This window comes from Mycoplasma wenyonii str. Massachusetts (genome assembly GCF_000277795.1).
Lineage (GTDB): Bacteria > Bacillota_I > Bacilli_A > Mycoplasmatales > Mycoplasmoidaceae > Eperythrozoon_A > Eperythrozoon_A wenyonii.
The window spans coordinates 508,875-533,465 of the sequence record NC_018149.1 but is presented as its reverse complement, the minus strand read 5'-3'; the positions used below and the strand labels follow the sequence as shown (position 1 = coordinate 533,465).

The following is a 24,591-nucleotide window of genomic DNA, read 5'->3' as shown; positions in this document are numbered from 1 at the left end:
TTATATAAGATTTGGGGGATATGGAAAATAAAGAGCTTGCACTTAAAGTTTTAGGTTCTAGCTCTGGGGATTCAGTCTTTCAACTTTCTAAGGAATTAGTAGAGAGTTGGATTAGTTCCAAAACTCTTATTTCCCTTTCAGACAAGAAATATCCAAGCTTTACACATTACTTAGTTAGTCAGAGAAAGAAATATTTACTTAAAGAGTTTGAAGGCAACTTTATTCTTTGTCCAGTATCTCTTGCCACTAAAGAACTTGCTCAACTAAATAAGCTATCAGAGCTAAAGAAAGTTGTAAAGATAGTTAGCTTAGAAGAAGCTTCTAAGTCTATTGAGATTGAGAAAACTCACGAGAGACAAGAATGACATTACTCTTGTGTAGAGTATCTAACAGATGAAACCAGACCACTTCACTACAGAAATCAAGATGAAAACAAAGACTTTTCTCTTTTAGCTTGAACTACAACTAAACACCTAGAAGAGTTTGTTTCTCCAACTTACTACATCTATCAATCAGACTCAAAGGAGAAGTCTCTAGAGTTACTGAAAGAGCTAAAGGAAAAAGATGAAGCAAAAGCCTCTTTCTTCTCTTTCAAATCTCACTTTGATTCTCCAGAAGAGTTATTTGAAGTTCCTTCTCTAGCCGGAGAGAGAAGTAAAGAAGAAGCTATTAGTCTCACAGAAAAAAAAGAATCTCCACAAGAGATTGCAGAGAGTCTCTTTGAGTTACTACCAACTCCAATTGATAGCTATAAAGAGTTACTTGCTAATCTACCTAGAGAAAAGATGAGAGCGAGATATTTCAATCCAAACTTCCCCATCTCCTCAGTATTAGAGCTAAATAACTCTCACTACTTTTGAGCCCTAGTCTCCCCTCAATATAGAGATGTAGATAGCTTTGCAGTTCAGTTAAAGAGTTTCTACAGCACTCTCAGTGCTTACTCTATAGAAGAACTAATACTCTCTGGAGAACCACCTCAAAGACTTTGAACTCAACTCCAAAAAGAAACAAGTTTAAGTAGCTATAGTTCTCAATCCAACTCTTTCAAGAAGATACTAGATGCCAAACTAGAAGAGTTACAAGAAAAGAACAATAATCTCTCCACTCAACTAAATGGTCTGAAAGAGAGTCTATTGAAGCAAGGAAGATTCTCCGAGACAGACCCTTTGTACATGGAATCCATGAAAGAGCAAAAGAAGATATTAGAAGACATAGAGAATACTTTCAAAGTACTTCATAATTTCACTGACAGACTACAACAATACTCTGCAAGACACCCAGAGTTCTCTCCTAACTTCTATCTCTCTATCTTCGGTTCTAAAGCCATACTTACTAAGTACGACTCTCTAGTATGTAATGCCTTACTAGATCTAAATGATCAACTAAATGAAGTAGTTTTCTATCAACAAGAAGTCGAAAGACTTCTATTTGAAAGAATTAGTGCACTTCACAGAGCAAGAAAGGCAGAGATGAAACTAGACTTCCTGGAACAAGATAACAGTCTATCTAAGTTAGTCTTTGCTCAACAAAAGTCAACTAATAGAAAGAGTAGAGCAGATGAACTAAGAAGACTAGAAATTCAAGGAGCACTGGAGCTCTCTAAACACACTATTCAAAAAGAGATAGAAGCAGAGAAATTCAAACTCTCTAACTATCTAGATAGACTGCAACAACTAGATTACTATCCAGACTTTGAAGAGCAATCCAAACAACTTAGAAATAAGAAGGCAATACACAAACAAAAGATTGAAGAGTATAGATCAGAGATATATGGACTGAAACTAAAGGTTGAATCAGTTGAGAGACAATATACCTCTTTCATTACCTCTATTAGAGAGCAAATATTAGAGTTTCAAAAAGAAGTAAGTGGTACCTACTCAGGCTTCTTAAGTCTTTTACATAGCTCAGTTAATCAAGTTTGAGATGACTGAGCTAATCAAGGAGTTGGATATCTAGAGAGAATCATCTCTAGAAAGAAAACACTTATTAAGGAGTTTGCAGAGATTATGGTACTAGAGCTGAGAAAGATGTACTCAACTCAAGATAACTTGTTAGCAGAGTCTAGAGCTAGAAAGAAAGAGTGAGAGAGAGTTTACAAGGAAATGGTTGATGAGTTCAAGACTTTAGGTTATTTCCTTAGAACTCCAAAACCTTCAGAACAAAAACACAAATATCTACCTAAGATGGATAAATCAGTTTTTGAACTCTCTCCAGAGATCAAAAAACTAATTTACTACAGACCTAGCCTTAAGTACACAAAACCTAAGGTAAATGAATTAATAGGTTTATCTCCAAAACTCTTAAATGATGAAGAGTTTTTAGTTATTGATCAAGTTTGAACTAAGTTAACTCCCGCACAAGAACAAAAGTTAAAGGAAAAGATCTTTAGAGAGTCCCAAGAGAAAGATAAGGCTAGATTAGAAGAGTTAATCAAAAAAGCTAAAGATGATCTGAATAAGAGACTGAAGAGCAAAGACTATACCTTTAAGACCTTAACTTTAGAGAAAGATTTCCCGCAAGAGGCAGATGAAGAAGAGAGATACAGAAAGCTAAAAGAGTATGAAAAAGCTAGCTTTCACGACTGAAAAGAGATGCACTTCACTACCTCTGAACTTAGATACAAGTTCAACGATATGATGACTCACTTCTCTAAGAAGTTATTCACCTTAAAGGAAGTAGAGAGTTGGGGAGATCAACTAAATATCTCCGATAAAGGTAAGTTAGAGGATCCTTCTAAAGTAGATAAGTTAAGTGAGTTTGACTATTTTGTTAAGACTAGTGAGAAGATAAGCTTAATAGACTCAGCTCCTTTCTCTGCCTTTAAAGCAGAAGAAACAGATCTATATGACTTAGAAGATGAAGATTATCTCTCAATACTAGAAGCTTTAGATGATGATCATTCAAGAGAAAAGGAAAAGAAGGGATTATTGCCTAAGATGGAGGATTGATCTCAACTAAATCTCAAGAGATATAGAGAGGAAAAGAAAAAGGTAGATGTTGTAGGTATTAAAGAAGGACTGCAGTCTCTTGAAAAAGAGATAAAGACTCTTCAACAAGCTTCTGGTAACTACAGAGAGGCTTGTGAAAGAGAGAGAGATAGAAGAGAGTTTCTTTTCTCAGAGATGAAAACAGAGCTAGATGATTTGAGAAAATATCTTGTGAAAGAGGAAACAGAGTTAAATCGAATATTTGCTGAAGCCTCTGATATGATAGACCTAGATTTTGAAGAATTAGATAGAAGATTAGATGAAAGAAGAAAATTAATTGCAGAGCTTAAATTAAAGAATTTAGAAGTAGCAACCAATAATGGGTAATAGATTAGATAGAGTTACTAATAGATCTGCAAAGACTGGGAATAATAGATCTAAAGCTATGAATGCTACTAAGAGAGCTTGAAATTTAAATATTCAAAAGTTTCAATTAATAGATGCAAGAACAGGAAAGCCCATTAAGGTTAAAACTTCAGTTAAGACTGTAAGAACTTGAAAGAAACAAGGAAAGGTTAAGTAGTATGTCTAGATATCTAGGACCTATGTACAGAAAAGCCAGACAATATGGCTTTTCTTTTTATGAAGATGGAAGAGAGTTCAGTAAAGGGAAGCAAAGAGAGTATCCTCCGGGTCAACATGGAGCAACTAAACATAAAAAACAAAGCTTACATGGAGAGCAGCTAAGAGAAAAGCAAAAGATTGCTTTGCTTTATGGGTTGAGAGAAAAGCAAATGAGAAGATTCTTTCACATCGCTCAAAAGATGAAAGGAGCTCTTGCATTTAATTTCTTACTACTTCTAGAAAGTAAGTTAGATAATTTGGTATTCAGATCTGGGTTTGCTAATACCAGAAGAGGAGCTAGACAATTAGTTTCACATGGTCATATCTTGTTGAATGGGAAAAAGGTAGATATTCCTTCTTATATAGTTCCTTTAGGTTCAACTATTGAAGTAGTAGAAAAGAGTAGACACTTACCAATAGTTAATTACTTCCCAGAGTTCTCACCTTTACCATTTCTAGAAGCAGAAGGTAAATATAAGACTACATATAAGAGATATCCTCAAAGATCAGAGCTGAATCTAGAGTTAAATGAAGTATCTGCTACTGAGTGATACAAAAGATATAGCTAAGTCATAAGGAGGATTAAGAAGATAGCAGAGTTTCTCTCTGCTATTTTGCCTCCTAATAATACTTCTTTATTGGTTGATATAGGTTCAGATTTAGGTTTTCTGGGATTAGAGTTACTCAAGCAAGAAAGAGTTAAAGAAGTTTGGAATATAGAGTTAAGCAAAGTATCTTTAGAGAACTCTAGAGAGCTTTATCTCAAGAGAGACTTAGACTCTAAAACTAGATTTATTTATTCAGATGGGTTTTCTGAGCTAATTTCAGAAGAACTAAGAGATTACCAAGAGATAGTTATTGTATTAGCTGGATTGGGCTCTAAAAAGATTATCTCTATATTAGAAGGCTTACCAGAGAGTTGAAAGACTAAGAAGATTTGACTTTGTTGTTTGCCACACGCCTTCCCAGAGAAATTAAGAGCTTGAATAGAAAGAAGTGAGTGAGAGAAAGTTAAGGAAGAAAGTTTTAGTCTAAGAGAAAAGAGTTATGTTTTGTTTTTATTGAGCAACTTGTAATTCCTCTGTATCAATCTTTAGATATATTTCAAGCTCTCTTCTCTTTTCTCTTCTTCCTTGTTTTAGCTTTCTCATTCTTTCTTTTCTAGTATCGTGTTGGCTTATTCAAGGTAGTTGATCTCTTTTATAAAGGGACATGAAGTGTTTGTAAAAAATTGTTTTGGCGCATATAGAATAGGGGAAGAATCAGCCGAAAATTGCATTTATAAGTATTAACTTATTAAGTTTTTCAGGAAAGAATAGCTCCATTTCTTCTTTATTTCCTCTCTTAATAACTTGAAAGTAATTAATTCCAAAGCAGATATTTAAGAAAGCAAATCAGAGAGCAGGTCCAACTCAGAAGAGACCAGCCATTTGTCAACTTCAACCACCATTTTGGTCAGCACCAAATCCAATTCCCAAACAACCACCAGTTAAAAGAAATAAGAAAATTACCTCAACTAAATAACAATTAATAATCTTCTCTGCACTCTCTTGAACACCATCTCTCTTAGAGTAGAAGACTTCTCCAATAATCTTGAGTCACAGCCTTATCTTCCTTAGAGTTCTTAAAAAGCTCAAAACACTAACTTAAAAAAGCGTTGGACTTAATTTTTCCCTTGATTTTAAAATGCCCCTTTTAATAACTTATTTTCTAAATTTTTAGATAGATGGAAAGAGTCAGTTGATTACTTGTAGAGGAGTTAAAGCTATTTGAGAAAAAAGAGTTTGAAGCATTATTAAGTAGAGCCAGCTTTAATTGAGAGTTTTCTCCCAATCAAGACTCTTTCTATTTAATAGTTAATTATTTCGGAGAGCCTAATCCAGAAGAGTTATTTAAGTTCTTTAATTACTCCTCTGGAAGTTGTTCAATAGTTGTTAGATTAAGTTATCTTTACAACACTAAGACTTTTCACAGACTCTTGTCAAATTGGTTTAAAGCCTTTGCCGCTTTCAAAGATGATGGACAAACAAAGATTTTTCTCGAAAACTTTACTGAGGATTATGTTTGTTTTGAATTTCCACAATTGATATTCAAAACCACAGATGTAGCTTACGAGAAGTATTTTGATCAACACCTTTCTAACTTAAAAGCCTTCTTAGAGTACGTATTTGAGCAAAAACAACTATTTATCTCTGTTGCAAAGGTAGATAGTGTTGTAGTAGTACCACCACCAGAGCAGATACTAGAGGAAGATGTAACTGTTAAGGAAGCCCCTTTAATAGCAAAAGAGACAGAAGTATTGGGAGCAATACAAACTATTGACTCTAAGGTAAAAGGTATTTTCAAGCTCTATCTCCTAGAAGAGATAGATAGCTACAGTTACAGAGGTCAGAGTATGTATAAGGTAGCTTTTACTAACTTCTCCGAGCACTACATATTACTACTAGGTAGATTAATTACTCCAGAAAAGAAAGCAGAATATCTAAAGATACTAAAAGTTGAAGAGTGATTTGAGGTAGAAATTCAACTAGATGTAAAGAGTTCTACTAGTTCAAAAACTCTATCTAACTATGATGGTTGACTAATTAGTTGTGCTTCAGTTGATTATCCAAAGGGATTAAGTCTAGAAGATAACTCACCAAAGAAAGCCTTTTCCTTAAATGTATATACCAAATACTCTAGCTTTGATGGGTTATTTAACTCAGATCAATGATCAGAAAAAGCTAAAGCACTTGGGCACGAGGTAGTTGCATTCACTGATTTCAATAATGTACATGTTTTTCCAGAAGCTGAAAAGAGTGCAAAGAAATATGGTCTAAAACCTCTATATGGTTCAGAGATAGAAGTTATCTCTGACAATATAAAGATTCTCTCTAATCTTCAGTTATTAGATCCAGAGAAGCCAATAGTTTTTTCTATCTTTGACCTAGAAACTACAGGCTTAAATCCCCTCTTTGACGAAATAATAGAAATCTACATAGTTAAGTACAGTAATGGAACCATTATTGATAACTATCACAGTTATTTGAAGTGTGAGAAAGAGTTAAGTAATGAGATAGTAAATCTAACAAACATAACAGCTGAAAAGCTTGATATGTTAGGAAGAAATAAGTTAGAGGTATTAAGGGAAGTTAAAGAGTATGTTGAGGGAACTGTCTTAATGGCTCACAATGGGTTAGAGTTTGACCTCCCATTCTTAAATGCTCAATACAAGAAAGCAGAAATGGAACCACTTGTAGCTCCTTTATTAGACACACTTTTACTAGCAAAAGCTATAGAAGGAGAGAAGAAATCTAAGTCTTACTCTCTTTTAGCTCTTTCTAAGAAGATGTCACTCCATATAGCAGAGAAGGAACTCCACTCCGCAGAGTATGACACTCACTGTTTAGTAAGACTCTGAAAATACTGAGAGAAACAACTAAATGAACTAGATATAGATCCTTATAGCTATGGAGGACTAGATAGTCTTAATGATTCTTTTGATCCCAAAAAGATACTAAAAAATTATTTTGGTTCCAATGTAATCTTCTTTGCCAAGAATCAAACAGGAATAAGAGATTTATATGAGCTTATTTCTAAAGCCCATATAGATTACTTTGTTGATAAACCACAACTGCATTGAGAGGCTATTAATGCAAAGAGAAAGAATTTAATACTAATCTCTTCCCCAACCAATAGTGTGATTTTGGATGCACTATTCAAGGATGACTTTGCACTCTTTGAGTCAGAAGGAAAGAAATTAGATTATCTGAGTCTTCCTCCACCATCTCACTTTCTACATGAGATTCACAGAGGGAGATATACAGAAGAAGAAATAAAGAATCTCTTAAAGAAGTTCTATCAATGAGCTAAAAGCTGCAATTTCAAGCTAATAGCCAATTATTGTCTGAAATTTCAATGATATGAGGAGATAGAACAATACAAAGTACTAGTACATGCTAAGAGTATTGGGGGGAAGAGACACCCTCTTTATTCCTCCAAATTTAGTAATGAGGTATTACCAGATTACTCTCTTAGAACTACAGAGAGATTCATTCAAGAGTTTGAGTTCTTAAATCTTTCAGAGGAAGAAAAGGAAGAGCTATTCTTCAAGTACAGAGAAGAGATAGTTAAATCTATCTCTTCAAAAATTAAGATCAATCTCTCTACTTTATCTATACCTAAGATAGATAAAGCTTATGAAAACATACAGGAATATATTGCTAGTACTTTAGAGAAAAAGTATGGACCTAAACCCAATGTTTATCTAAAAACTACCTTAGATAGAGAGTTACAGGGAATTAAAGAGAATGGATATGAGACTGTTTATTGGTGTGCACACTTATTAGTTAAAAAATCTAAGTCTGAGGGATTCTTGGTGGGTTCAAGAGGTTCTGTTGGTTCTTCTTTCTTAGCTTATGTACTAGAAATAAGTGAGGTAAATCCTTTACCACCACACTACTACTGTAGTAAGTGTTCTTATTTTGAACTAAAGGAGAATACCCAAGAGTCAGGGTTTGATCTTCGAAAAAAGAAGTGTCCTAATTGTTATATAGATTTGCAAACAGATGGTCAGTGTATTCCCTTCGAGACTTTCTTGGGATTAGAAAGAAATAAGGTACCAGACATTGACCTAAACTTTTCAGGTCAATATCAACAAAAAGCACACAACTTCTTAAGAGAGTTATTTGGGAGAGAATATACCTTTAGAGCAGGGACTATCTCTGCAATAGCAGAGAAAACAGCCTTTGCTTTAGCTAAAAACTATCTAACAGATAATGAGATTGCATTCAATAAGGGAAAGCTACACTGACTTTCTTACAACCTAACAGATATAAAGAGAACCACTGGACAACACCCCGGAGGAATAATAGTTATTCCTAAAGGAGATTCAATTTATAGATATACTCCCTTGAACTATCCAGCAAATGACACAGAAAGTGAGTGACTAACTACTCACTTCGAAAAAGATGCACTCAAAGACTCACTCTTTAAGTTCGATATCTTAGGACAAGATGATCCAACTATACTAGCCTTACTCTCTAAGTTCACAAATCTGAGACTAGACAATATTAGTTACGACGACAAAAAGATACTACAGATGTTCAGTGATATCTCTGTATTAGAAATACCAGAGAGCAAATTAGAGATTGTAGGAGAAACTGTCGGCACGCTAGGATTACCTGAATTTGGAACTGAAAAAACTAGAGAGATAGTTAAAGCTTGCAAGAGCAAAATTAATTATTTTGCAGATCTAATAAGAATTTCTGGTATTAGCCACGGAAAGAATGTTTGAAAGAACAACATTGATAGATTGATCTCTAATCAAAAGTTCCAGTTAAGTGAGGTTATTACCTGCAGAGATGACATTATGAATTACTTATTAGATAAGAAGATAGGTATTGATAAGGCCTTTAGGATTGCCGAGAGTGTTAGAAATGGTAGAGGAATACCAGAGGAATATCTACCTCTCTTGAGAGAAGTTAATGTGCCAGAGTGATATATAGCTTGTGCAAATAAGATAACCTATATCTTTCCTAAGGCACACGCAACAGCGTATGTCTTAATGTGTTGAAAGATAGCTTACTTTAAGCTTTACTATCCTGTAGAGTTCTATGCAGCTTATTTCACTATTACTAATAAACACTTTGATATAGAGTCCTTAGTATCCAATGACTTATTAGAGATAAAGAGAAAATATCAGGAATACAAGATCATAGTTAAGAATAAGGCTAGTAGAGAAAATGCAGAGAAGTCAAAGTATTTAGTAATGATCTATGAGGTTGCATTAGAGATGATAGCGAGAGGTATTAAGTTCAGAATGGTTCAACTAAATGAGTCTTTGGCTTCTACCTTTAAGCCTGATAGAGAGAACAGAACTGTATTATTACCTTTTTCTTCAATACTAGGTTTAGGGGCAGTTACAGCCTCTCAACTAGAAGAGGAGAGAAATGAGAATGGAGCTTATAAAGATAGAGCAGATCTAGAGTCCAGAGTTAAGTTGAATGTAAATATTTTGAAGCTATTTGAGAGACTAAGAATAATAACTCCTAAATATAGTTAAGAAGTATTTGATCTAGTTGTTCAGTTAGGTTAAAGATAGTAGGAAAGATTATCTTTAGTTCATAACTTTTTATTTTTTGGAGATCAGCCAAAGAGAATCTCTTTGTTTTCTTAAGCTCTAGTAACTTTAAGAGCTCTGGATAGCTTAGGAGTATAAAGTGAGAATCTTGTAAGAAAAAGTGAATTAAGAGAAGAGAAATACCTCCACAATCATCTATTTTCTTTAGTTGCTCTAGTTGATGACTCTTGAGCAAAGAAAGAGAGAAGATCTCTTTTTTAGTTTCTTTTAGCTCTATAGAGAAATATCTACCTTTGTAGACTCCATAGAAGTCAAGATCACCTTTAGAGCGAACTTTCATAGAGTAAGTGTGTTCTTCTTGGTGTAAGAGATTGTCTTGGGGGAGATGAATGTATTCGGGGTGAGCCTTTCTGAAATAAGCAATATTGTTTTGAATGTAGTACTCAGCAGTGTTAGACATAATCGTTTCAACAAAAGTTCCAAGATTTTGTTTAAGTTGTTGCATACTCTCCTCAATTCTTGAATTTTTGGAAAAAGAAAAAAAGATGCTAATTAATTAAGTTAAAATAATATTTTTTAATATTCATGGGAAATCCTTTATTTTTAGGAAAGTTGATTATTGCTGGGGCAGGAGGAACTCCTGTACTCTACTTTGGACTAATGAATGTTACTTCTCATAAGAATAGAGAGTATAAGATAGAGGTCGACCTAGGGGAGGGCAATAAGGAGTTAGCAAAAACACAAGATAGTTTAAGTACATTCGGAGATAGATACCAAGGATTTTTAGTTCAATCAGCCTGTTTTAATAAGCCAGTAACTTTTGAAGATGCATTTGCGATAGTTTTTAGATTAGGAGACGGAAAATCCAAGAATATTTGAAGAGAATATGCATTAGAAGGAGTAATAGGGGTTAGGAGAAAAGGATTGAGACTTGATTGAACAAACCCAGGGGGTAGTGGATGAATTAAAGAAGATATTTGAAATACAGGAGAATTTGGGTTAATCGCTTATGAATCCCAAAGTGGATCGGGAATGATATTGTGGGCGAAAGGTAAGCCGGTAGGCGAGGATTTTAAGTTGAATAGCGGAAAACAAGCAGAAACTAATGAACCAGAAAGATTAGTGGAGCAAATACAAGGAAAGCAGATAAAGGTTAGAAGATCTGTTAAGGGAATTTGAGGAGAAGTGGCGGATCAAGGAGAAGGTTCAGAGAGAAAGTGTAAACCCGCAGAGCGATTCGCGGAAACAGACAAGGTTATATACAAAAATTATGGGATGTTACAAGCAGATGGAATTCCAGTAAAAGACCTTAAGGTTTTAGATTGAGTTCATTGAGGTTCAAAAGAAATTAAGAATACTGAAAAGTTGCCCCTGAAACAAAAGAGTTACAACGGGAGATATGACTACTATGAACTAGGTGAAAAAATAACAAAAGTTATCTCAGGATCTTTGAAAGACATGAAGGTTAATGAAAAAGGTATAAGTGATGGAAAAGGCAATCTAATTAAGTGAAGTGATTCATTTAAACCAACTATCACTCTAACACTAGATAAATAAAAGCCTTAAGTAAAAGAATTAATAAGTTAAATAAAAGACCCTAAGTCTATTTATTGGCTATTTCAGTAACTCATTTGTACAATTCTTCATCTGGCTCTCAAAGTTTATAAGGGAAAGACAATATCCAAATATCTCTTTTATTTCCCCTTATATCTTCTTTGGTCATATTGGTTTTTTTCAAGATTACCTCTGATCCACCACATGCTTCCAAATCTTCTTTTGTAATTACTACTTTTCTCTCAGGATCATCTTCTGTGTCATAAACTTGGTAAGCCATCTCCCTTTCAACCATTGCACCTTTCGCTTCTTGCCCAAGAATTCTAGCATCTTCAAAAGAAATTAATTTCTTAGTCTTTTTTCCAAAAAACCGTGCCTTAAAGTGGTTTCCTCCTTCAGTTACTACATAAAACCATTCTTTTTCAGTAGGTAAGTTATGTTCTCCCTGAACTGTTAACTTGACGTCGTATCAACTCTGACTCTCTCCACTTCAAGGATTAATTAATGGGTCGACTATAACAAGCATTCAAGTCTGACTTAGATAGATCTAGCTTGTTTCCAAGAGTGTTTACCTCATGTCTAGCCGGAACAGCTAATTTAAAGACAATGGTTTGTAGAATCTCTGCATTCATCAACTCATCATGGGATATTTCAGCTCAAGATTGCATATTAAAAATCTGTTGTGAGGCTTATTTTAGGAACTTTGTATGTTTACAGAAACACTCAAAAAACTTAAATTTACACCCCCCTTTAAGGATGAGTTTTCCTTTGAAAGTAGCTTGTTATTTCTCATTTATTAATAATGATTAATTTCTAAATGAGACTTTAAAAATTAATTAATAGATCTTTTTATGTTTTTCTTGAAACCTTTTTTGCTTGTTTTGGGTGGAGCTACCGGCATTGTCGGTTTCTCTTCTCTTTCTTCCTTAGATTGAGATCCTTCAAATGTTTGAAGAACAGGATCTAAAAAAAAGTTTTATTTATTTACTTGTAGTCAAAGGCCAAAAGATGGAGAGGAAAAGACCGGAAAACAATGAATTACTTCAGATATTTGAATTTACTTAACACTTAAAGATAGTTCCTCAGGAGTTACAGAAGGTACTCAACTTCAATTAAGAGGCATAGGGTCTTATAAAAAATTTCACCATAAAAAACTTGTAGGATCTCATTGAAATAGAGACGAAGACTTACACCAAGAAATTAAAGGCACTGTACATAGTACTAGTCAAGAAGCTAGATTCTCTTTAACAGTCAATAAAACCACTGGAAATAGTCGACTGGGTGAGTCAGGCGGTGGAGAAGATGCTTATGAATATGGAGATATGGTAATGTGTGATCAACAGTTATTTAAATTCAGTAACTATGGAACTTCAGGTGAAGAAAAGTACGCACAACTTTCAAAAGTTAAGTTTTCTTTGGAAAAATGCGGAAATACAGAAAACAATTACAAAGGTAAACAGGGCTGTTCAATAAAAATCGATTCTGGTGACACAGGCTTGCAGTGAGCTTACGGATTTAAGCCTATAGTAATTTAGGATTTATATAAAGAGAGAAAGGGATTATGTGAGGCTTAAAAGGAATGCTGGGAAAAGTGATTGTAATGATTGCTAGTGGAAGTGGTATTGGAGTTGGAGGTTTGAGTGAATTGTTCGGGGGGGGGTAGAGGGATTAAAGTTCAACAAGGCTGAGGACAAGAGATAAATTCTCTCGTCGAAAAAGAAGATATGGATAACTTATTAGGAAGTGGCCACAACTCAAGCGAAAACAGAAAATTATGGGGAGGTGGTTTGACACTGGATTGAGGAACAGGACAGTGAAAATGGAAAAAAGTCTTAAGCGATGAAAATTTGAATGCGTGAATAGGTAAGAAAAATGACGACAGTAAATGCTGGGGTTTGGTTTATAGTGGTAAAAGTGGTGAGAAAAAATGAAGATGATTTGAAGGAGAGATAAAAGATAAGAAATGCAAATTTAAGATAAAAAACAAAGGGTTAGGTTACAAACAAAGTGAATCTGGAAAATGAGAAAGATTGAAAGAAAACATCTCTGTTAGTTTTGTTAAATAAAAACCTTAGCTTTTAAACTAAACAGTTACTCCCAATCTTTCAAAATTAACTCTTCATTTAGATAGATATCTTTCTTTAATCTCTTCACTAGTTAAAGCAAGCCAGATACTTATTTGAGAAAGCCAACCCAATCACTCAGCAAAGTTATCTTTCTCTATTGCTGAATAAATATCTATCATTCAGCTATAGTTAGTATTCAGTAACTCAAGCTTTAATCTGTTATCTGTTCTTGCTTTAACAAATAGATTCTCTCTAGTATCAGCAGAGCTAATACCTAGACTATATTTAGTACCTAATGTTTCTTCTAGGTTATAGACATATAAAAGAGATAAGGTAAAGTGAACTATATCTATAAATTCTTCATATAGTTTTTCTAACTCTATCTCTTTATTTGTTCAGTATTTAAACAGCTTAGTTTCATTAAGAAACTCAAAGTATTCAGAGACTAAAGCTGTTTTTCTTGCAACTAATAAGTGATACTCATCTAAGTTAGGTTTTTGTATCTCAAATACCTTTGAGTCTAGTTTCTTTTGATACTCTACTAACTCAGAAAGAAACATATAAGTTAACTACCTACTTTATTTTCTATTTAAGATCCTTGATTTTAAAAAATAACAATTGGAATTATTTGATTCTCTTATACAGTAAGAATAAGATAAGAAGTTTAATTTAATTAATAGGTTTATGTTTTTCTGGAAACCTATTTTGTTTATTCTGGGCGGCGCAACTGGTATTGCCGGTTTTTCTTCCCTATCTTCTCTAGAATGAGATCCTGAGTACATTTGAAGACCGAAATCTAAAAATAGATTCTATTTAACTACTTGCAAGCAAGGCCGAGGTATAGACGACAATGAGAAAAGTGCATGAAACAACTCAGTGTTACAAATTTATTTGACAGTAAAAGATAGCTCTTCAGAAATTAAAAATGGAACCCCCCTTCAATTAGTTGGAAAAGGTCATTATCAAAAATTCAGAGGATCAACACCCGTTAACTCAATGACACACGAGGATCCAGTAGATTTACACAAAGACAATGGTTCCGGCGAAACTTGATTCGTATTATCAATCGGGAATGTAAGTCAAAAAACCACACTAGGAGAGACGGGTGGTGGTCCAGATTCTGAGCGTTGAGGAGCTTTAATAGTGTGTGATAAACAAATATTTACATTTAATGATTCGAACCCTTCTTCGCTATCAGCAAGTCTCTTACATACTAGTTTTTCTTTGGAAAAATGCGGAGATGTAAAAAACAATTACAAAGGTAAACAGGGATGTTCAATAGGAATTAAAGAAACTGAAAGTTCAAAGGGATTAAAGTGAAGCACAGAATTTAAACCAATAATAGTAATTAACTAATAAGTTACGAAGGTTAATTAATAGTTATTAGTTTTAGGTTTTTGATTGTTGTAAAAGAGAAGGTGCAATTACTTTTTCATAGTGTTCTCCCTCTGACATACCAGCTTTCTTGGCAGCAGCCATATTCTCCAGTTTTATCTTGTAAGTAAAGAAATTGGAATAAAAGAGAAAACCATTCATAAGTATTAACAATCCATCAATAATAATTCATTTGTATAATTTACCTGCTTCTTGACAAGGGCCAATAATTCCAAAGATAGAAGTAATTCCAAGAAAGAAACAGGTAATACATTGCCAGAACAAAAAGTTTTCATTCAATCCCGCAGTATTTCTAGTTTTCTTTACACCCATTAATTGTTTCTGAGCAATAAGCATTAAGATTGTTCCACCCAAACCTATTAGAGAGGCTGCAGTATGGTCAGCACCAGGTCTACTATTTTCTTCAAAAAAAGGAAGGATAAAGCTAAACATTATTGTGTATTAGGCGCCACCAACGGAACTACTTCTTCTTCAGAATCGGTATTATTTACTTGCTTTTTGTCTTTTCTTCTATTCCAAAGAGCTAATCCAACTATGTAAGCATTTACAAGCATCACAAAAGAGTTCAAGTATATAAAGAAACCAGATCTAACATACATTCAAGTGCCTAATTTATCAACACAAGCCCCCGCAATAGAACCAGCAGTCATTAATATCCCCACAAGGAGGAATAGGGCGAAAAGCCCTAAAGGAAGGAACTTAGTGTCCTTGGTTTTTCAGGTTTGGTAGAACCCAGGTCAAAAAGCAAAGGTTATAGTAACTGAACCAATAACACTTGCAACTAAAGAGGCACAACCATTTCATGTTCAATCACTCTCTCCTAAGAATGTCAGCATTGACATTTCTAAGAATTGCAACTACAAAAGTCATGCCCCCCCCCCGAGTCATTAGTTTTGGTGATTAGTCTCCAAGAGAGACTCTGTGCAATCTTATACCTATTTTTAAGAATAACTTATGATCTCTCCTATTAAATAACTTGACACACTTTTAGTTTCTTTTTTCAAGTCTTAAATCTTTTATTTAAGAAAGCTGAATAGTTAGAGTTAGGAATAATCTTTTTGTGCTCAAGGGAAGGAATCTTAGAGCTCTCAGGGAAAGTAAGAAAAGCAGAACCTAAACCACTTAAGTGTTCTGATTGATAGATAGTTAGGGGGCAATCCAAACAACTAGACTGTAATTCCAAGAAGAAAGTATTTTTACTTAATCCTCCCCCAACAACTATATAGTTCCTTTTTGGATTAAAAGAAAGTAACTCTGTAGCTACTTTCACACTAAAAGACATTGACTCCAAGAAAGAAACTATTAATTCTTTCTCTTTTGACTCATAACAAAGATTGAAAATAGAGGCAGAGTAGTTCTCTGGAGTTGAGAATAAGAATTTACTTGAGAGAGTAGGTATTGAGAAAGGAAGAGATTCTCAGTTTATATTCTCGGGCTCTAGTACTCTCTCAATCTCACTTGCCTGTAATTTCATTAGACTTAAGAGTCACTCTAAAGCCTTACCAGAATTAGAAATACCTAGTTCTAATGCATAACTCGCTTTAGAGTCAACAACTCAAGCTAGGCTAATTGACAAAGGACTATTTTCCGGAAGAGAAGAATAGATTTCTTCAAAAGTCTTTCCGCTTGGTAGTAATTGGAGCAAAAAAGCTCCTGTTCCATATACCAAAGAGATAGGTAATTTGCCCCCCTCCTCTCTCAATCTATAGGTTGTATAAAGAGCTCCTTGCTGATCTCCTATAACTCCTTTGAGTATTAGGTTGTATTTTCCAAATAACTTAACAGAGCCTATTTCTCGTGCATTTTCACAAAGACTAGGAAATTTCTCTCTTGGAATCTCAAATAATTCACAAAGCTCTTTATCTCACTCTAGACTTTTGAGATTAAGTAAAGCTGTTCTTGAAGCTGAAACATAATCAGTAACAAAATATCTACCTTCACTTAAGAGATAAATTAGTCAACAATCTAAAGTACCTCAGAGTCACTCTGTATTTAAGCAAGGAATAACTTCCTTTATTAGATAGTTGAATTTAGGGGCTGAGCAATAAGAACTAACTCACAAACCAGTCTTAGCTCTAATTGAATGCAGTTGTTCTTTAGTGAAAGAAGAAAGATAACAATCTGTTCTTCTATCTTGTCAAGAGATAATAGGACTTAAGGGTTCTAGGGTGTTTTTATCTCAAACTACAACACTCTCTCTTTGGGTAGAGATAGAGAGATATTTTGGATAATCTTTTGAATCTAACTTACTTAATAGTGAAGAGAGTTGAGTCTTTAGACTTTCTCATATCTCTTTTGCAGAGTGCTCAACCTTATCTCCAGAATATTGTGTGGTAAAGGGAGTTTCTGAGCAGTGAAGTTGACCTCTAGAAGGCGAAAAGAGAATTAACTTAAAAGAGCTGGAACCAAGATCAACTGAAAGAGTTACTTCTTCTATGAGAACTACTTAACTAAGACTTAATTAACTACTTCTTAGCTTCTGTTTTTGGCTCAGTCGCCGCAGTCTTTGGTTTTGCAGTAGTTGTAGTTGTTTTCTTTGGAGCAGTTGTCTTTGGTTTAGCTGGAGTTGGAGGGGTTGTGTCCTTTGTTTCTTCTTGCTTTATTGTTTCTTGTGCCTTTTCCTTCTTTTCTCTTTTAGCCTCTTTCTTTGCTTCTTTTTCTGCTTTTTTCTTCGCTATCTTAGCTTTCTTTTCTTCTGACTTAGTGAAGGCTTTTATTATAGGTCCTCAAAACTTACTCTTTCTCATTTTTGCTCCTAGTTTTTGAGAAAAAGTTTCTTTCTTTTCTAACTTTACGTCTGAAACCTTTTCGTCTTTAGTATCTAATACCTCCTCTGGCATCTAAAGCTCAGTTGATTTCAAACTGATTTTATTACTTAGATGGTTTAGCTTCCTCCTTTTTCTCTACAGTACCACTAAAAGTTTCTTGTGGATCTAGGAAGGTTTCAAAAGCTTTATCAGAGTTAACTATTTCTTCAGCCTCTTTGATCTTTGCTTGACTAGCAAGACTATCATGTGTCTTTTCTATTAAAGCCTTTTGTTCTGATAGAGATTCCTCTTCTTCAGGAGTGAATTCCATTCTATAAGAAGTATTTACTTGCTTATCAAATTCTTCTTTAGCTTTTTCTTCTAATGTATCTTTGCTAGTTTCTCCTCTAGCAGCTATAAACTCTTTAACTAGTTTTTTAGCTTTATTAATTACAGTCTTTACTTGGGATTCACTAGTTAAGGTAGCTCCAGAAGCATTTAAGTGTCCTCCTCCACCAAACTCTTCAGCTATCTTTCTAACATCTAGAGTTCCAATAGATCTAAAGCTAACTCTTATTTCTCCTTGCTTTACTTCTGTTAGAAGTATTCACAAAACATTGTCATCTATATTAGCTAAAGTGGATACTTGATTAGAAGTTAGAGAGAAAGGTTTAAATCTCTCAACATCATCTTTCTTTAGGAAATATCAAACAAATTTTTCTTCCTGTATATAGTTCTCTAGAATAAATCCTTTCAGTCTATTTTCTAGAGTATGTGTTCTTCTTAAGTTAGTTACTAAGAACTCTCTGTCAGCCCCAGCTCTTAGAGCTTTTGCAGCTATCACCAAAGTTCTAGGAGATACTTCTGCATTTCCAAAAAACCCACTATCAGTTAATAGTCCTAGGTAGAAGAAAGTTGCGGCTCTTTTTGGCATTTTTCATTGATAGTAGTCACAAATTTGAACTAGTTGTGCACAGCAAGCAGCATAACTACTATCTACTCAAGAAAGATCTGTGTGATAGTCTTGGGTTAGATCGTGGTGGTCTATTCTAATTACAGCCCCCCACTTTTGCGTTTCAGGACTCCCAAAGAATTCTTGGAATCTCTGAGCTCTATCACTGGTTCCCGAGTCAATTATTAGAGCTAAAGAAGAGGCATAGTCAAAGTCTAGGGGAATATCATCAAAGTCCATCTCCAATCAAGGAAACATTCCTTGACTAGTTCCTACTACATATACATTCTTTTCTTTAAATTGAGCTCTTAAAGTCTCTCTCAGCCCGAAAGCACCCCCCAAACAGTCTCCATCTGGATTTACGTGCGGAAAGATAACTATTTGTAAAGCACTATTTATATAGTGAGGAAATTGTTTTAAAAAGCTATCTCTTTTTTTAGCCTTTTCTGAAATGAACTTATCTTCCGCTACCTGCTTCTTATTTAGGATCTTTCCCATCAAAGAACTAATTGCAGCCATAGGTTCTTAAACTATCACTCTAGTTAGTTTTATCCGCAAAGAAGGAAGTTAACTCTTTAATTACGCCATCTTCATCATTAGAGTATTTAGAAATTACTGAAGCCTCTTGTTTTAGTAGGAACAATGCATTAGATAAAGCATATCCTCTAACACCCCCTTTCATCATAGGGATATCATTGTGATTATCCCCAAAAGTCAAAATATTTTTATATTCTACTCCAACATAATTGGAGATAAACTGCACAAAACTGGACTTATCTAATTGTGAGCTTTGCAACTCTATATTAAGTAATCCAGGATAAAAAAAGATACTTACTCTAGGGGCAGGACTAAACTTCTTGATTCAAGCAATTAACTCACTAACAACCCCTCAATCACTTTCTTTGTAGAACAACTTAACTCCCACTAAATTAGATTCACTCTTTTCTAGCGCTTGCAGAGTGGCCTTAGGAAGATCTGACTCTAGAGGTAACAATAACTTATCAGTTATTAAAGCCCCTTTAACTAAGTTACTTAGAGTACTAGGAAAACTTAAGAGATAACTTAAGAACTTAGTACTTAAAAAAGAAGTTATTAAGTGTTTAGTGTGTGGATTGTATATATAAGAACCATTCAAACAAGCAATATAAGACTTTAGTTGAAGTTGTTCATATATGTCCTTAGCTTCTGCCCAAGGTCTTCCTGTGCAGAAAGTAACTAATACTTCCGGGTGTTCTTCTTGAAACTTAACTATGTATTCTTTAGTTTGTTCTGAGAGTATCTCCCTACTATTACAAAGAGTTCCATCTAGATCTGAAATAACTATGTATTTATAATTGGACATTTATTGTATAAAGGCTCTAATTCTTTTCAACTAATCTCTTCAAATGAATTTAAGTAACTAACTCAATCTCCCTCTAATTCTCCTTTTTCTTCAGTCCCTAAATCTTTCTTATATATATTAATAGTCAAACCAAAGCTTAAAGCCTGTACAAAGGCAACAACTAATCTATTACTATTCCATCTACTCTCTCTTTGAGCTAAAAAGATATCTTGTATAAAATTAAAATCAAGTCTTTTCTCGGCTAGCTTTAAAACTATTAACTCTATTAATTTAGGTACTATCTCCAGAAAAGCTATCTCACTTTCTGAGAGTATTTGTTTATCTAAGGAGTTAAATAAGGTAACTGAAAGTCTTTCTTTCTTAAATAAAAGATAGATAGAAACTTTATTTCTCACTTAAGCTTTCAGCACTAGACTCAAAGTTAACTAGAGAGCTAGTTTCAATCTTTAACTCAAGTAGTTTTTCCATAAACTCTAGAGGAGGATTAGAGACTACAGAGACTGGTTCATTAGTTCAGGGATCTACAAAGCAAAGACTAAATGAGTGTAGATATTGTCCAAAACTCTCTCTAGTCTCTTCTTTAGTTCCATATATAGGATCGTTTAGTATAGGACAAGCAAGAGTAAATAAGTGAGCTCTAAGTTGGTGAGTTCTACCAGTCTTAAGACTCAATAGTACTAGCTGGGAGTCAATAGTTTCTGCAAGAGTTAGAGCATTCTTATATTTCTTAGAGTTGGTAGCGCTGAATTTTAACTTATCTCCCTTATCTCTACCAAGAGAAAAAGTAATCTTTATCTTTGGGTGAGGTAATGGTTTAGAGAGAATAGCTAAATATCTCTTTTCTATTTTTTGTTCATCGAAAAGAGATTTAAGAGCTAATAGAGCTAATTTACCTTTAGCAACTAGTAATAAACCACTAGTATCTCTGTCTAGTCTATTAACTAGATATATATCTTCACCATATCTCTTTTTTAGTTGAGCTATTAAAGTTTCTTCTTCTGGTGTGTACTTATCTTTGTGTACTAAAATCCCTGATTCTTTGTCAACTATTAAATAATTTGAGCACTCATATACAACCCTTGATTCCAAAGTTAATTTAGGTAATGAACAGCGGAGAAAACTCTAAATTCACTAAGAAAATGATCAATTATCTCTCTAAGTATAAATCTCCAAGGCTCTTCACAGGCTGTTACTCAGAGCTCAAACTATCAGATAGTAAATATTTCAATGAAAGAACAGTTGGACAGCTAGTAGGTAAATCTGGAGAGAGAAAGGAAGAGTTCTTTTCTCTAACTGGGGTCAAGCCTCACATTGAATACTCAGATAACAAACCTGTCTTAATGCTCTCCAAGTACAACTCCAGAGAGCTCAAACTAGCTCATATGTTGGGAGAGAGATTCAAAACCACTAAGAGTTGATCTTCTTGCTCTATTAATAAACACGTAAAACAACTGCAAGAAAGACTAAGTAGAGAAGAAAGAGAGGTAGGAGAAAAGATCTTAGCGGAATATTGAGCTGAAAAAGCTCAATCTAATCTCTCCGAGTATGTTGGAAGAATGAGCAATGAAAGATATTCCCCAACACAAACTCTCTTAGAGCACTCTATAGAGGTCGCAGAAGAGGCAAAGAAAATCTCTGAAGCTCTTTCTCTAGATTCCTCAAAACTCCAGAGAATGGCCCTATTCCACGATATAGGTAAAGTTATCTTTTCTTATTTCGAGCACACCTCCCCCAAAATTCTGGAACATCTACCAGAACTTAAAGAAGAATCAGAACTAATAGAAGTTATTACCTCTCACCATGAACCATTAGGAAGTCCCTCCTCTCCTAATGTAGCTCTAATAACTCTTATTAACAGAATAGTTTCACAATCTCACTTCATTAAGATTGAAGGCTCAGAAGTTCCCCCCAGTCTTCAAAAGTCAATGGAAGCTCTATTGACAGATGCAGTCTCTGGAAATAAACTATCTGCCTTTTATATTCTTTCTTCCTCTTATCATTTTTGGTTTGTATTAAAGGGCCCTAAAGAAAAACAAGAAGAGTTAACTAAAGAATTAACTGTAGAGTTGAATCACTTATTGCAGAGTTATTCTGGTTCCGAGAATAAAGAGTTAAAAAATCTGTGTTTTACTTTGTTTTGACTTCCAGAGGCAGACTCTGAAGAGAAAATCTCTTTTACCAAACTAAAACTCTCAGATTCTTTCTATAGTTATGAGAGTGATCTAACTTATTAATTGACTCAAGAGAAGAACTTTAACTTCGATCATTTCTTATTTGAGAAATTCATTCTCAAATCTGTATACAACCTAAAGATAGATAGTGCATTCTCAGCTCACTTTAGTCCTGCAAAAAAGAGAATTCAATTAAATCTAACTGTTTTTTCAGCTCAAGAAAAAAAGAAAATACAAGAGCTCTTAGATCCAAAGAGCCAATTAGCTCAACTAGTCTACAAGATCACTAATAGCAAAATGGTTATGTTGGAAGAATCTAGAAATAGAGATAGCTTAACTGTTTTTATAGATCACCTATATAAAGAAGGAAGTAAGTTCAAGTTTGATTTTGAAAAAATGGAATTCACTACTGCCTTCTATCATGCTCTCATTAATAATCCCAACTTAACAGTTGAGTCTACTACTGAAAGTGATTTACTAGATTATTACTATACAATAGCTCAGAATCAAAAGGGATTAACGAGAGATTTAGGCTACAAGCTATTAACTGAGTTTTTGGAATATGAAAGAAAAGATTTAAGTGATGAATGAGCTTATTTAGTTGGGAAAACTAAATACTTTTACTCTTATAACCAAAACCTATTAGAGCACTTACTAGAAGTTAGTATCTTAAGTGCTAACTTTGCTTTTCAGTTAAATCTAAATCCCTTAAAGGCTAAAAGAGCAGCTTTCTTTCACGATATAGGGAAAGTGACTGGTCAATACTCTGACCACGTATTAGATGGAGTTGCTTTAGCTAAGAAATTTCATTTAGATAGCTATATAGTAGAGACTATTGAAGGTCACCATAACTATGAATACTCTGAGAGCAATCCCTTTCTGGTTATTACCAGAGCAATGGATAAGTTATCTGCTGGTAGGTTGGGAGCCAGACCTCTTCAACTAGAGAAAACTCAAGAGAGAAATGACAAGATTAAAGCCTTACTTTCTCAAATAGAAGAACTTTCTAAACTAGAGTTCTTGGCTGGCGGACATATCATAAAGATCTTCTTAAAGCCAGAAAGCTTTCAGTGATCTAATCTAGAAGAGTTAAAGAAAAGAATATCTTCTATGCTTAGAAATGCAGAGCTAAAGTATCAATACAATTACCAATTTATATTGAGACTAGAATACTCTGATTCTTTTCTCCTAAATGACTACTAAAAGGCTATTAGCTCTATAAATAATATTTAGATAGAAAAGGCAGGAGGCATAGTTCAGTAGTTAGAACACTCCCCTGATAAGGGAGAGGTCGGTGGTGCGATCCCACCTGTCTCCACCATAAAAGGGGATTTAGCTCAGTTTGGTAGAGCATCTGATTTGCACTCAGAAGGTCGTGGGTTCGAGCCCCATAGTCTCCACCATTGTGTAATTCCATCACTGACTTATTGGTTAAGTTAATAAATTACTTTTACAAACTATTTAGATTCAGGGTTTGCTCGGATATGTTCCTCCATTAATCTTTGTCACTCTTCCACAGGAAAAATAAGTTCATAGGGGAAAGAAATTAATCATATATCTCTCTTCTTTCCTCTTCTGTCTTCTCTAGTTATGTTTGTTTTTTTCAAAAACACCTCTGAACCACCATATGCCTCCAATGTTTCTTTAGTAACTATTCCCCTTCTTTCTGGATCTGCGTAGGTGTAATAAACCGGATATACCATTTCTCTTTCAAGTAAAGCACCTTTTGTTGCCAATCCTATTTCTTCATTGCCTTGGAGAGAAATTAACTTTTTAGTCTTTTTTCCAGAAAAACAAGCTTTAAAGTGTTTTCCACTTTCAGCTACTATATAGAACCATTCTTTTTGAGGAGGAAGATCATGTTCTCCTTGAACAGTTAATTTCACATCAAACCAACTTTGATCTTCTCCGCTTCAAGGATTGATTAAGGGCTTGCAATAACAAGCATTTAAGTCTGATTTAGATAAATCTAGTTTGTCACCCAGAGTCTTTACCTCTTCCTCGGTAGGAACAATTAGTTTAAAAACAATAGTTTGTAAAATCTCCGCATCCATCAATTTATCGTAGGATATTTCTGCTCAGGCTTGCATATTAAGCTATTGAGTAATTTATTCTACAAGATTTTTAGATGAATTTTTAGTAAAAAAATATCTCTCTATATTTTCAGTAATTTTGGGATCAAACAAATCATTCATATGTTCTGAAAAGTATTTCAGAGATTCAGGATCATCGAAAAAGACAGCTTCTTCATATTGTGGATGTTGTCTTGCACATAAAAAACTTAAATTAGCTGAACCAGTAATGACTGAAAAGATTTGATTATTTTTTAGAAAGAAATAAAGTTTTCCATGGTATCTCCATTTCTTTGTAATCCTTATTTCACCCACTCCTTCTCTTTTTCATTTGGCATTAATTGATAAAGCCAGCTTGCGTGAGTTATCTGACAAATTCTTTTCGTTATACATTCCAAGAATTAAACACACCCTTTTGATCTTGTAAGAATTAACTATTTCATTTAATGCCTTTAGAGAATCTTGCGCAAAGTAAGCAACAAAGATTCTTATTTCATCTGCCTTTAATAGCTCTCTCATAAAACACACTCTAATCTCTTCTTGACCTTTCCTTTTTACTAAAGGCCAGACATTAGCACAAAGGAACTTGGTAACCACTTTGTAATTTCTATTTCTTTATTCATTAATTAGCGAAAATCGAAAAAAAGAGGAATTTTTGTAATTACTGGTATTTAGAAGAA

Annotated in this window: 26 protein-coding genes and 2 tRNA genes; 13 read left to right on the top strand and 15 right to left on the bottom strand. The window is 34.1% G+C overall.

Features of this window, described 5'->3' with window-relative positions; genetic code table 4:
• The first annotated feature begins 20 nt into the window (after positions 1-20).
• From WEN_RS02915 to WEN_RS02900, 4 genes are read left to right on the top strand one after another with little or no spacing between them, the layout of a single operon-like run.
• Positions 21-3,314: a hypothetical protein gene (locus WEN_RS02915; protein WP_148268011.1), complete on the top strand. Its 3,294-nt coding sequence runs from the start codon at positions 21-23 to the stop codon at positions 3,312-3,314.
• Positions 3,307-3,510, top strand: a complete 204-nt coding sequence (locus WEN_RS02910) for a large ribosomal subunit protein bL28 (RefSeq protein ID WP_014850055.1) — start codon at positions 3,307-3,309, stop codon at positions 3,508-3,510. The genes WEN_RS02915 and WEN_RS02910 overlap by 8 nt, the downstream gene beginning before the upstream one ends.
• 1 nt (position 3,511) lies before the next feature.
• Positions 3,512-4,120 (top strand): 30S ribosomal protein S4, encoded by a 609-nt coding sequence (rpsD, locus tag WEN_RS02905; protein ID WP_014850054.1) that lies wholly within the window; start codon positions 3,512-3,514, stop codon positions 4,118-4,120.
• A gap of 3 nt (positions 4,121-4,123) precedes the next feature.
• A complete protein-coding gene (locus WEN_RS02900) occupies positions 4,124-4,627 on the top strand; it encodes a tRNA (adenine(22)-N(1))-methyltransferase TrmK (protein WP_083838602.1) in 504 nt (167 codons plus the stop codon).
• Here WEN_RS02900 and WEN_RS02895 read toward each other — a convergent pair.
• Positions 4,610-5,188 (bottom strand): hypothetical protein, encoded by a 579-nt coding sequence (locus tag WEN_RS02895; protein ID WP_014850052.1) that lies wholly within the window; start codon positions 5,186-5,188, stop codon positions 4,610-4,612. The two genes, WEN_RS02900 and WEN_RS02895, sit on opposite strands and share 18 nt — an antisense overlap.
• Before the next feature lie 89 nt (positions 5,189-5,277).
• On the opposite strand from WEN_RS02895, the gene WEN_RS02890 reads away from it, so the two are divergent.
• The gene (locus tag WEN_RS02890; RefSeq protein ID WP_014850051.1) at positions 5,278-9,594 is read left to right on the top strand and encodes a PolC-type DNA polymerase III; all 4,317 of its coding nucleotides are present in this window, start codon (positions 5,278-5,280) and stop codon (positions 9,592-9,594) included.
• Here the strand turns inward: WEN_RS02890 and WEN_RS02885 are convergent.
• Positions 9,581-10,117: a Holliday junction resolvase RecU gene (locus WEN_RS02885; RefSeq protein WP_014850050.1), complete on the bottom strand. Its 537-nt coding sequence runs from the start codon at positions 10,115-10,117 to the stop codon at positions 9,581-9,583. The genes WEN_RS02890 and WEN_RS02885 overlap by 14 nt on opposite strands.
• An 80-nt stretch (positions 10,118-10,197) precedes the next feature.
• On the opposite strand from WEN_RS02885, the gene WEN_RS02880 reads away from it, so the two are divergent.
• Positions 10,198-11,169: a hypothetical protein gene (locus WEN_RS02880; RefSeq protein WP_014850049.1), complete on the top strand. Its 972-nt coding sequence runs from the start codon at positions 10,198-10,200 to the stop codon at positions 11,167-11,169.
• Between the two features lie 46 nt (positions 11,170-11,215).
• Here WEN_RS02880 and WEN_RS02875 read toward each other — a convergent pair whose 3' ends face one another.
• Positions 11,216-11,692, bottom strand: coding sequence for a restriction endonuclease (locus WEN_RS02875; protein ID WP_014850048.1), 477 nt, complete (start codon positions 11,690-11,692; stop codon positions 11,216-11,218).
• Entirely contained in the window at positions 11,664-11,834 is a 171-nt protein-coding gene (locus tag WEN_RS03765) for a hypothetical protein (RefSeq protein ID WP_158308826.1), read from the bottom strand. Before WEN_RS03765 ends, WEN_RS02875 begins: the two co-directional genes overlap by 29 nt.
• A gap of 183 nt (positions 11,835-12,017) precedes the next feature.
• On the opposite strand from WEN_RS03765, the gene WEN_RS02870 reads away from it, so the two are divergent.
• Both WEN_RS02870 and WEN_RS02865 read left to right on the top strand, forming a co-directional pair.
• Positions 12,018-12,701 (top strand): hypothetical protein, encoded by a 684-nt coding sequence (locus WEN_RS02870; protein WP_014850047.1) that lies wholly within the window; start codon positions 12,018-12,020, stop codon positions 12,699-12,701.
• A gap of 75 nt (positions 12,702-12,776) precedes the next feature.
• Positions 12,777-13,232 (top strand): hypothetical protein, encoded by a 456-nt coding sequence (locus WEN_RS02865; RefSeq protein ID WP_148268010.1) that lies wholly within the window; start codon positions 12,777-12,779, stop codon positions 13,230-13,232.
• Positions 13,233-13,249: 17 nt separating this feature from the next.
• On the opposite strand, the gene WEN_RS02860 is transcribed toward WEN_RS02865, so the two are convergent.
• On the bottom strand, positions 13,250-13,792 hold the full coding sequence (locus tag WEN_RS02860; protein WP_014850045.1) for a dUTPase: 543 nt from the start codon (positions 13,790-13,792) through the stop codon (positions 13,250-13,252).
• Positions 13,793-13,937: 145 nt separating this feature from the next.
• Between WEN_RS02860 and WEN_RS02855 the strand changes: the two genes are divergently transcribed.
• On the top strand, positions 13,938-14,588 hold the full coding sequence (locus tag WEN_RS02855; protein WP_043911399.1) for a hypothetical protein: 651 nt from the start codon (positions 13,938-13,940) through the stop codon (positions 14,586-14,588).
• A gap of 33 nt (positions 14,589-14,621) precedes the next feature.
• Here WEN_RS02855 and WEN_RS02850 read toward each other — a convergent pair whose 3' ends face one another.
• The 8 genes from WEN_RS02850 to WEN_RS02815 form a co-directional block, all read right to left on the bottom strand.
• A complete protein-coding gene (locus WEN_RS02850) occupies positions 14,622-15,059 on the bottom strand; it encodes a hypothetical protein (protein ID WP_014850043.1) in 438 nt (145 codons plus the stop codon).
• Positions 15,059-15,463, bottom strand: coding sequence for a hypothetical protein (locus WEN_RS02845; protein WP_148268009.1), 405 nt, complete (start codon positions 15,461-15,463; stop codon positions 15,059-15,061). The genes WEN_RS02850 and WEN_RS02845 overlap by 1 nt, the downstream gene beginning before the upstream one ends.
• Positions 15,464-15,594: 131 nt before the next feature.
• Positions 15,595-16,689, bottom strand: a complete 1,095-nt coding sequence (locus tag WEN_RS02840) for an FGGY family carbohydrate kinase (protein ID WP_014850041.1) — start codon at positions 16,687-16,689, stop codon at positions 15,595-15,597.
• 403 nt (positions 16,690-17,092) lie between these two features.
• On the bottom strand, positions 17,093-17,467 hold the full coding sequence (locus tag WEN_RS02835; protein ID WP_014850040.1) for a hypothetical protein: 375 nt from the start codon (positions 17,465-17,467) through the stop codon (positions 17,093-17,095).
• A gap of 31 nt (positions 17,468-17,498) precedes the next feature.
• Positions 17,499-18,845, bottom strand: a complete 1,347-nt coding sequence (locus WEN_RS02830) for a DHH family phosphoesterase (RefSeq protein WP_014850039.1) — start codon at positions 18,843-18,845, stop codon at positions 17,499-17,501.
• A gap of 19 nt (positions 18,846-18,864) precedes the next feature.
• Entirely contained in the window at positions 18,865-19,668 is an 804-nt protein-coding gene (locus WEN_RS02825) for an HAD-IIB family hydrolase (RefSeq protein ID WP_014850038.1), read from the bottom strand.
• Entirely contained in the window at positions 19,647-20,063 is a 417-nt protein-coding gene (locus tag WEN_RS02820) for a hypothetical protein (protein ID WP_014850037.1), read from the bottom strand. Before WEN_RS02820 ends, WEN_RS02825 begins: the two co-directional genes overlap by 22 nt.
• On the bottom strand, positions 20,053-20,757 hold the full coding sequence (locus WEN_RS02815; RefSeq protein WP_014850036.1) for an RluA family pseudouridine synthase: 705 nt from the start codon (positions 20,755-20,757) through the stop codon (positions 20,053-20,055). The genes WEN_RS02820 and WEN_RS02815 overlap by 11 nt, the downstream gene beginning before the upstream one ends.
• 14 nt (positions 20,758-20,771) lie before the next feature.
• Here WEN_RS02815 and WEN_RS02810 point away from each other — a divergent pair, with 14 nt between their 5' ends.
• The 4 genes from WEN_RS02810 (at position 20,772) to WEN_RS02795 (ending at position 23,242) form a co-directional block, all read left to right on the top strand.
• On the top strand, positions 20,772-21,902 hold the full coding sequence (locus WEN_RS02810) for an HD domain-containing protein (protein ID WP_014850035.1): 1,131 nt from the start codon (positions 20,772-20,774) through the stop codon (positions 21,900-21,902).
• The gene (locus tag WEN_RS02805) at positions 21,903-23,042 is read left to right on the top strand and encodes an HDIG domain-containing metalloprotein (protein WP_014850034.1); all 1,140 of its coding nucleotides are present in this window, start codon (positions 21,903-21,905) and stop codon (positions 23,040-23,042) included.
• Positions 23,043-23,084: 42 nt separating this feature from the next.
• Positions 23,085-23,160, top strand: a tRNA-Ile gene (locus tag WEN_RS02800).
• A gap of 5 nt (positions 23,161-23,165) precedes the next feature.
• A tRNA-Ala gene (locus WEN_RS02795) sits at positions 23,166-23,242 on the top strand.
• A gap of 54 nt (positions 23,243-23,296) precedes the next feature.
• On the opposite strand, the gene WEN_RS02790 is transcribed toward WEN_RS02795, so the two are convergent.
• The gene (locus WEN_RS02790; RefSeq protein WP_043911396.1) at positions 23,297-23,929 is read right to left on the bottom strand and encodes a hypothetical protein; all 633 of its coding nucleotides are present in this window, start codon (positions 23,927-23,929) and stop codon (positions 23,297-23,299) included.
• Positions 23,930-23,947: 18 nt separating this feature from the next.
• Positions 23,948-24,508 (bottom strand): restriction endonuclease PLD domain-containing protein, encoded by a 561-nt coding sequence (locus WEN_RS02785; protein ID WP_043911394.1) that lies wholly within the window; start codon positions 24,506-24,508, stop codon positions 23,948-23,950.
• Between the last annotated feature and the right edge of the window lie 83 nt (positions 24,509-24,591).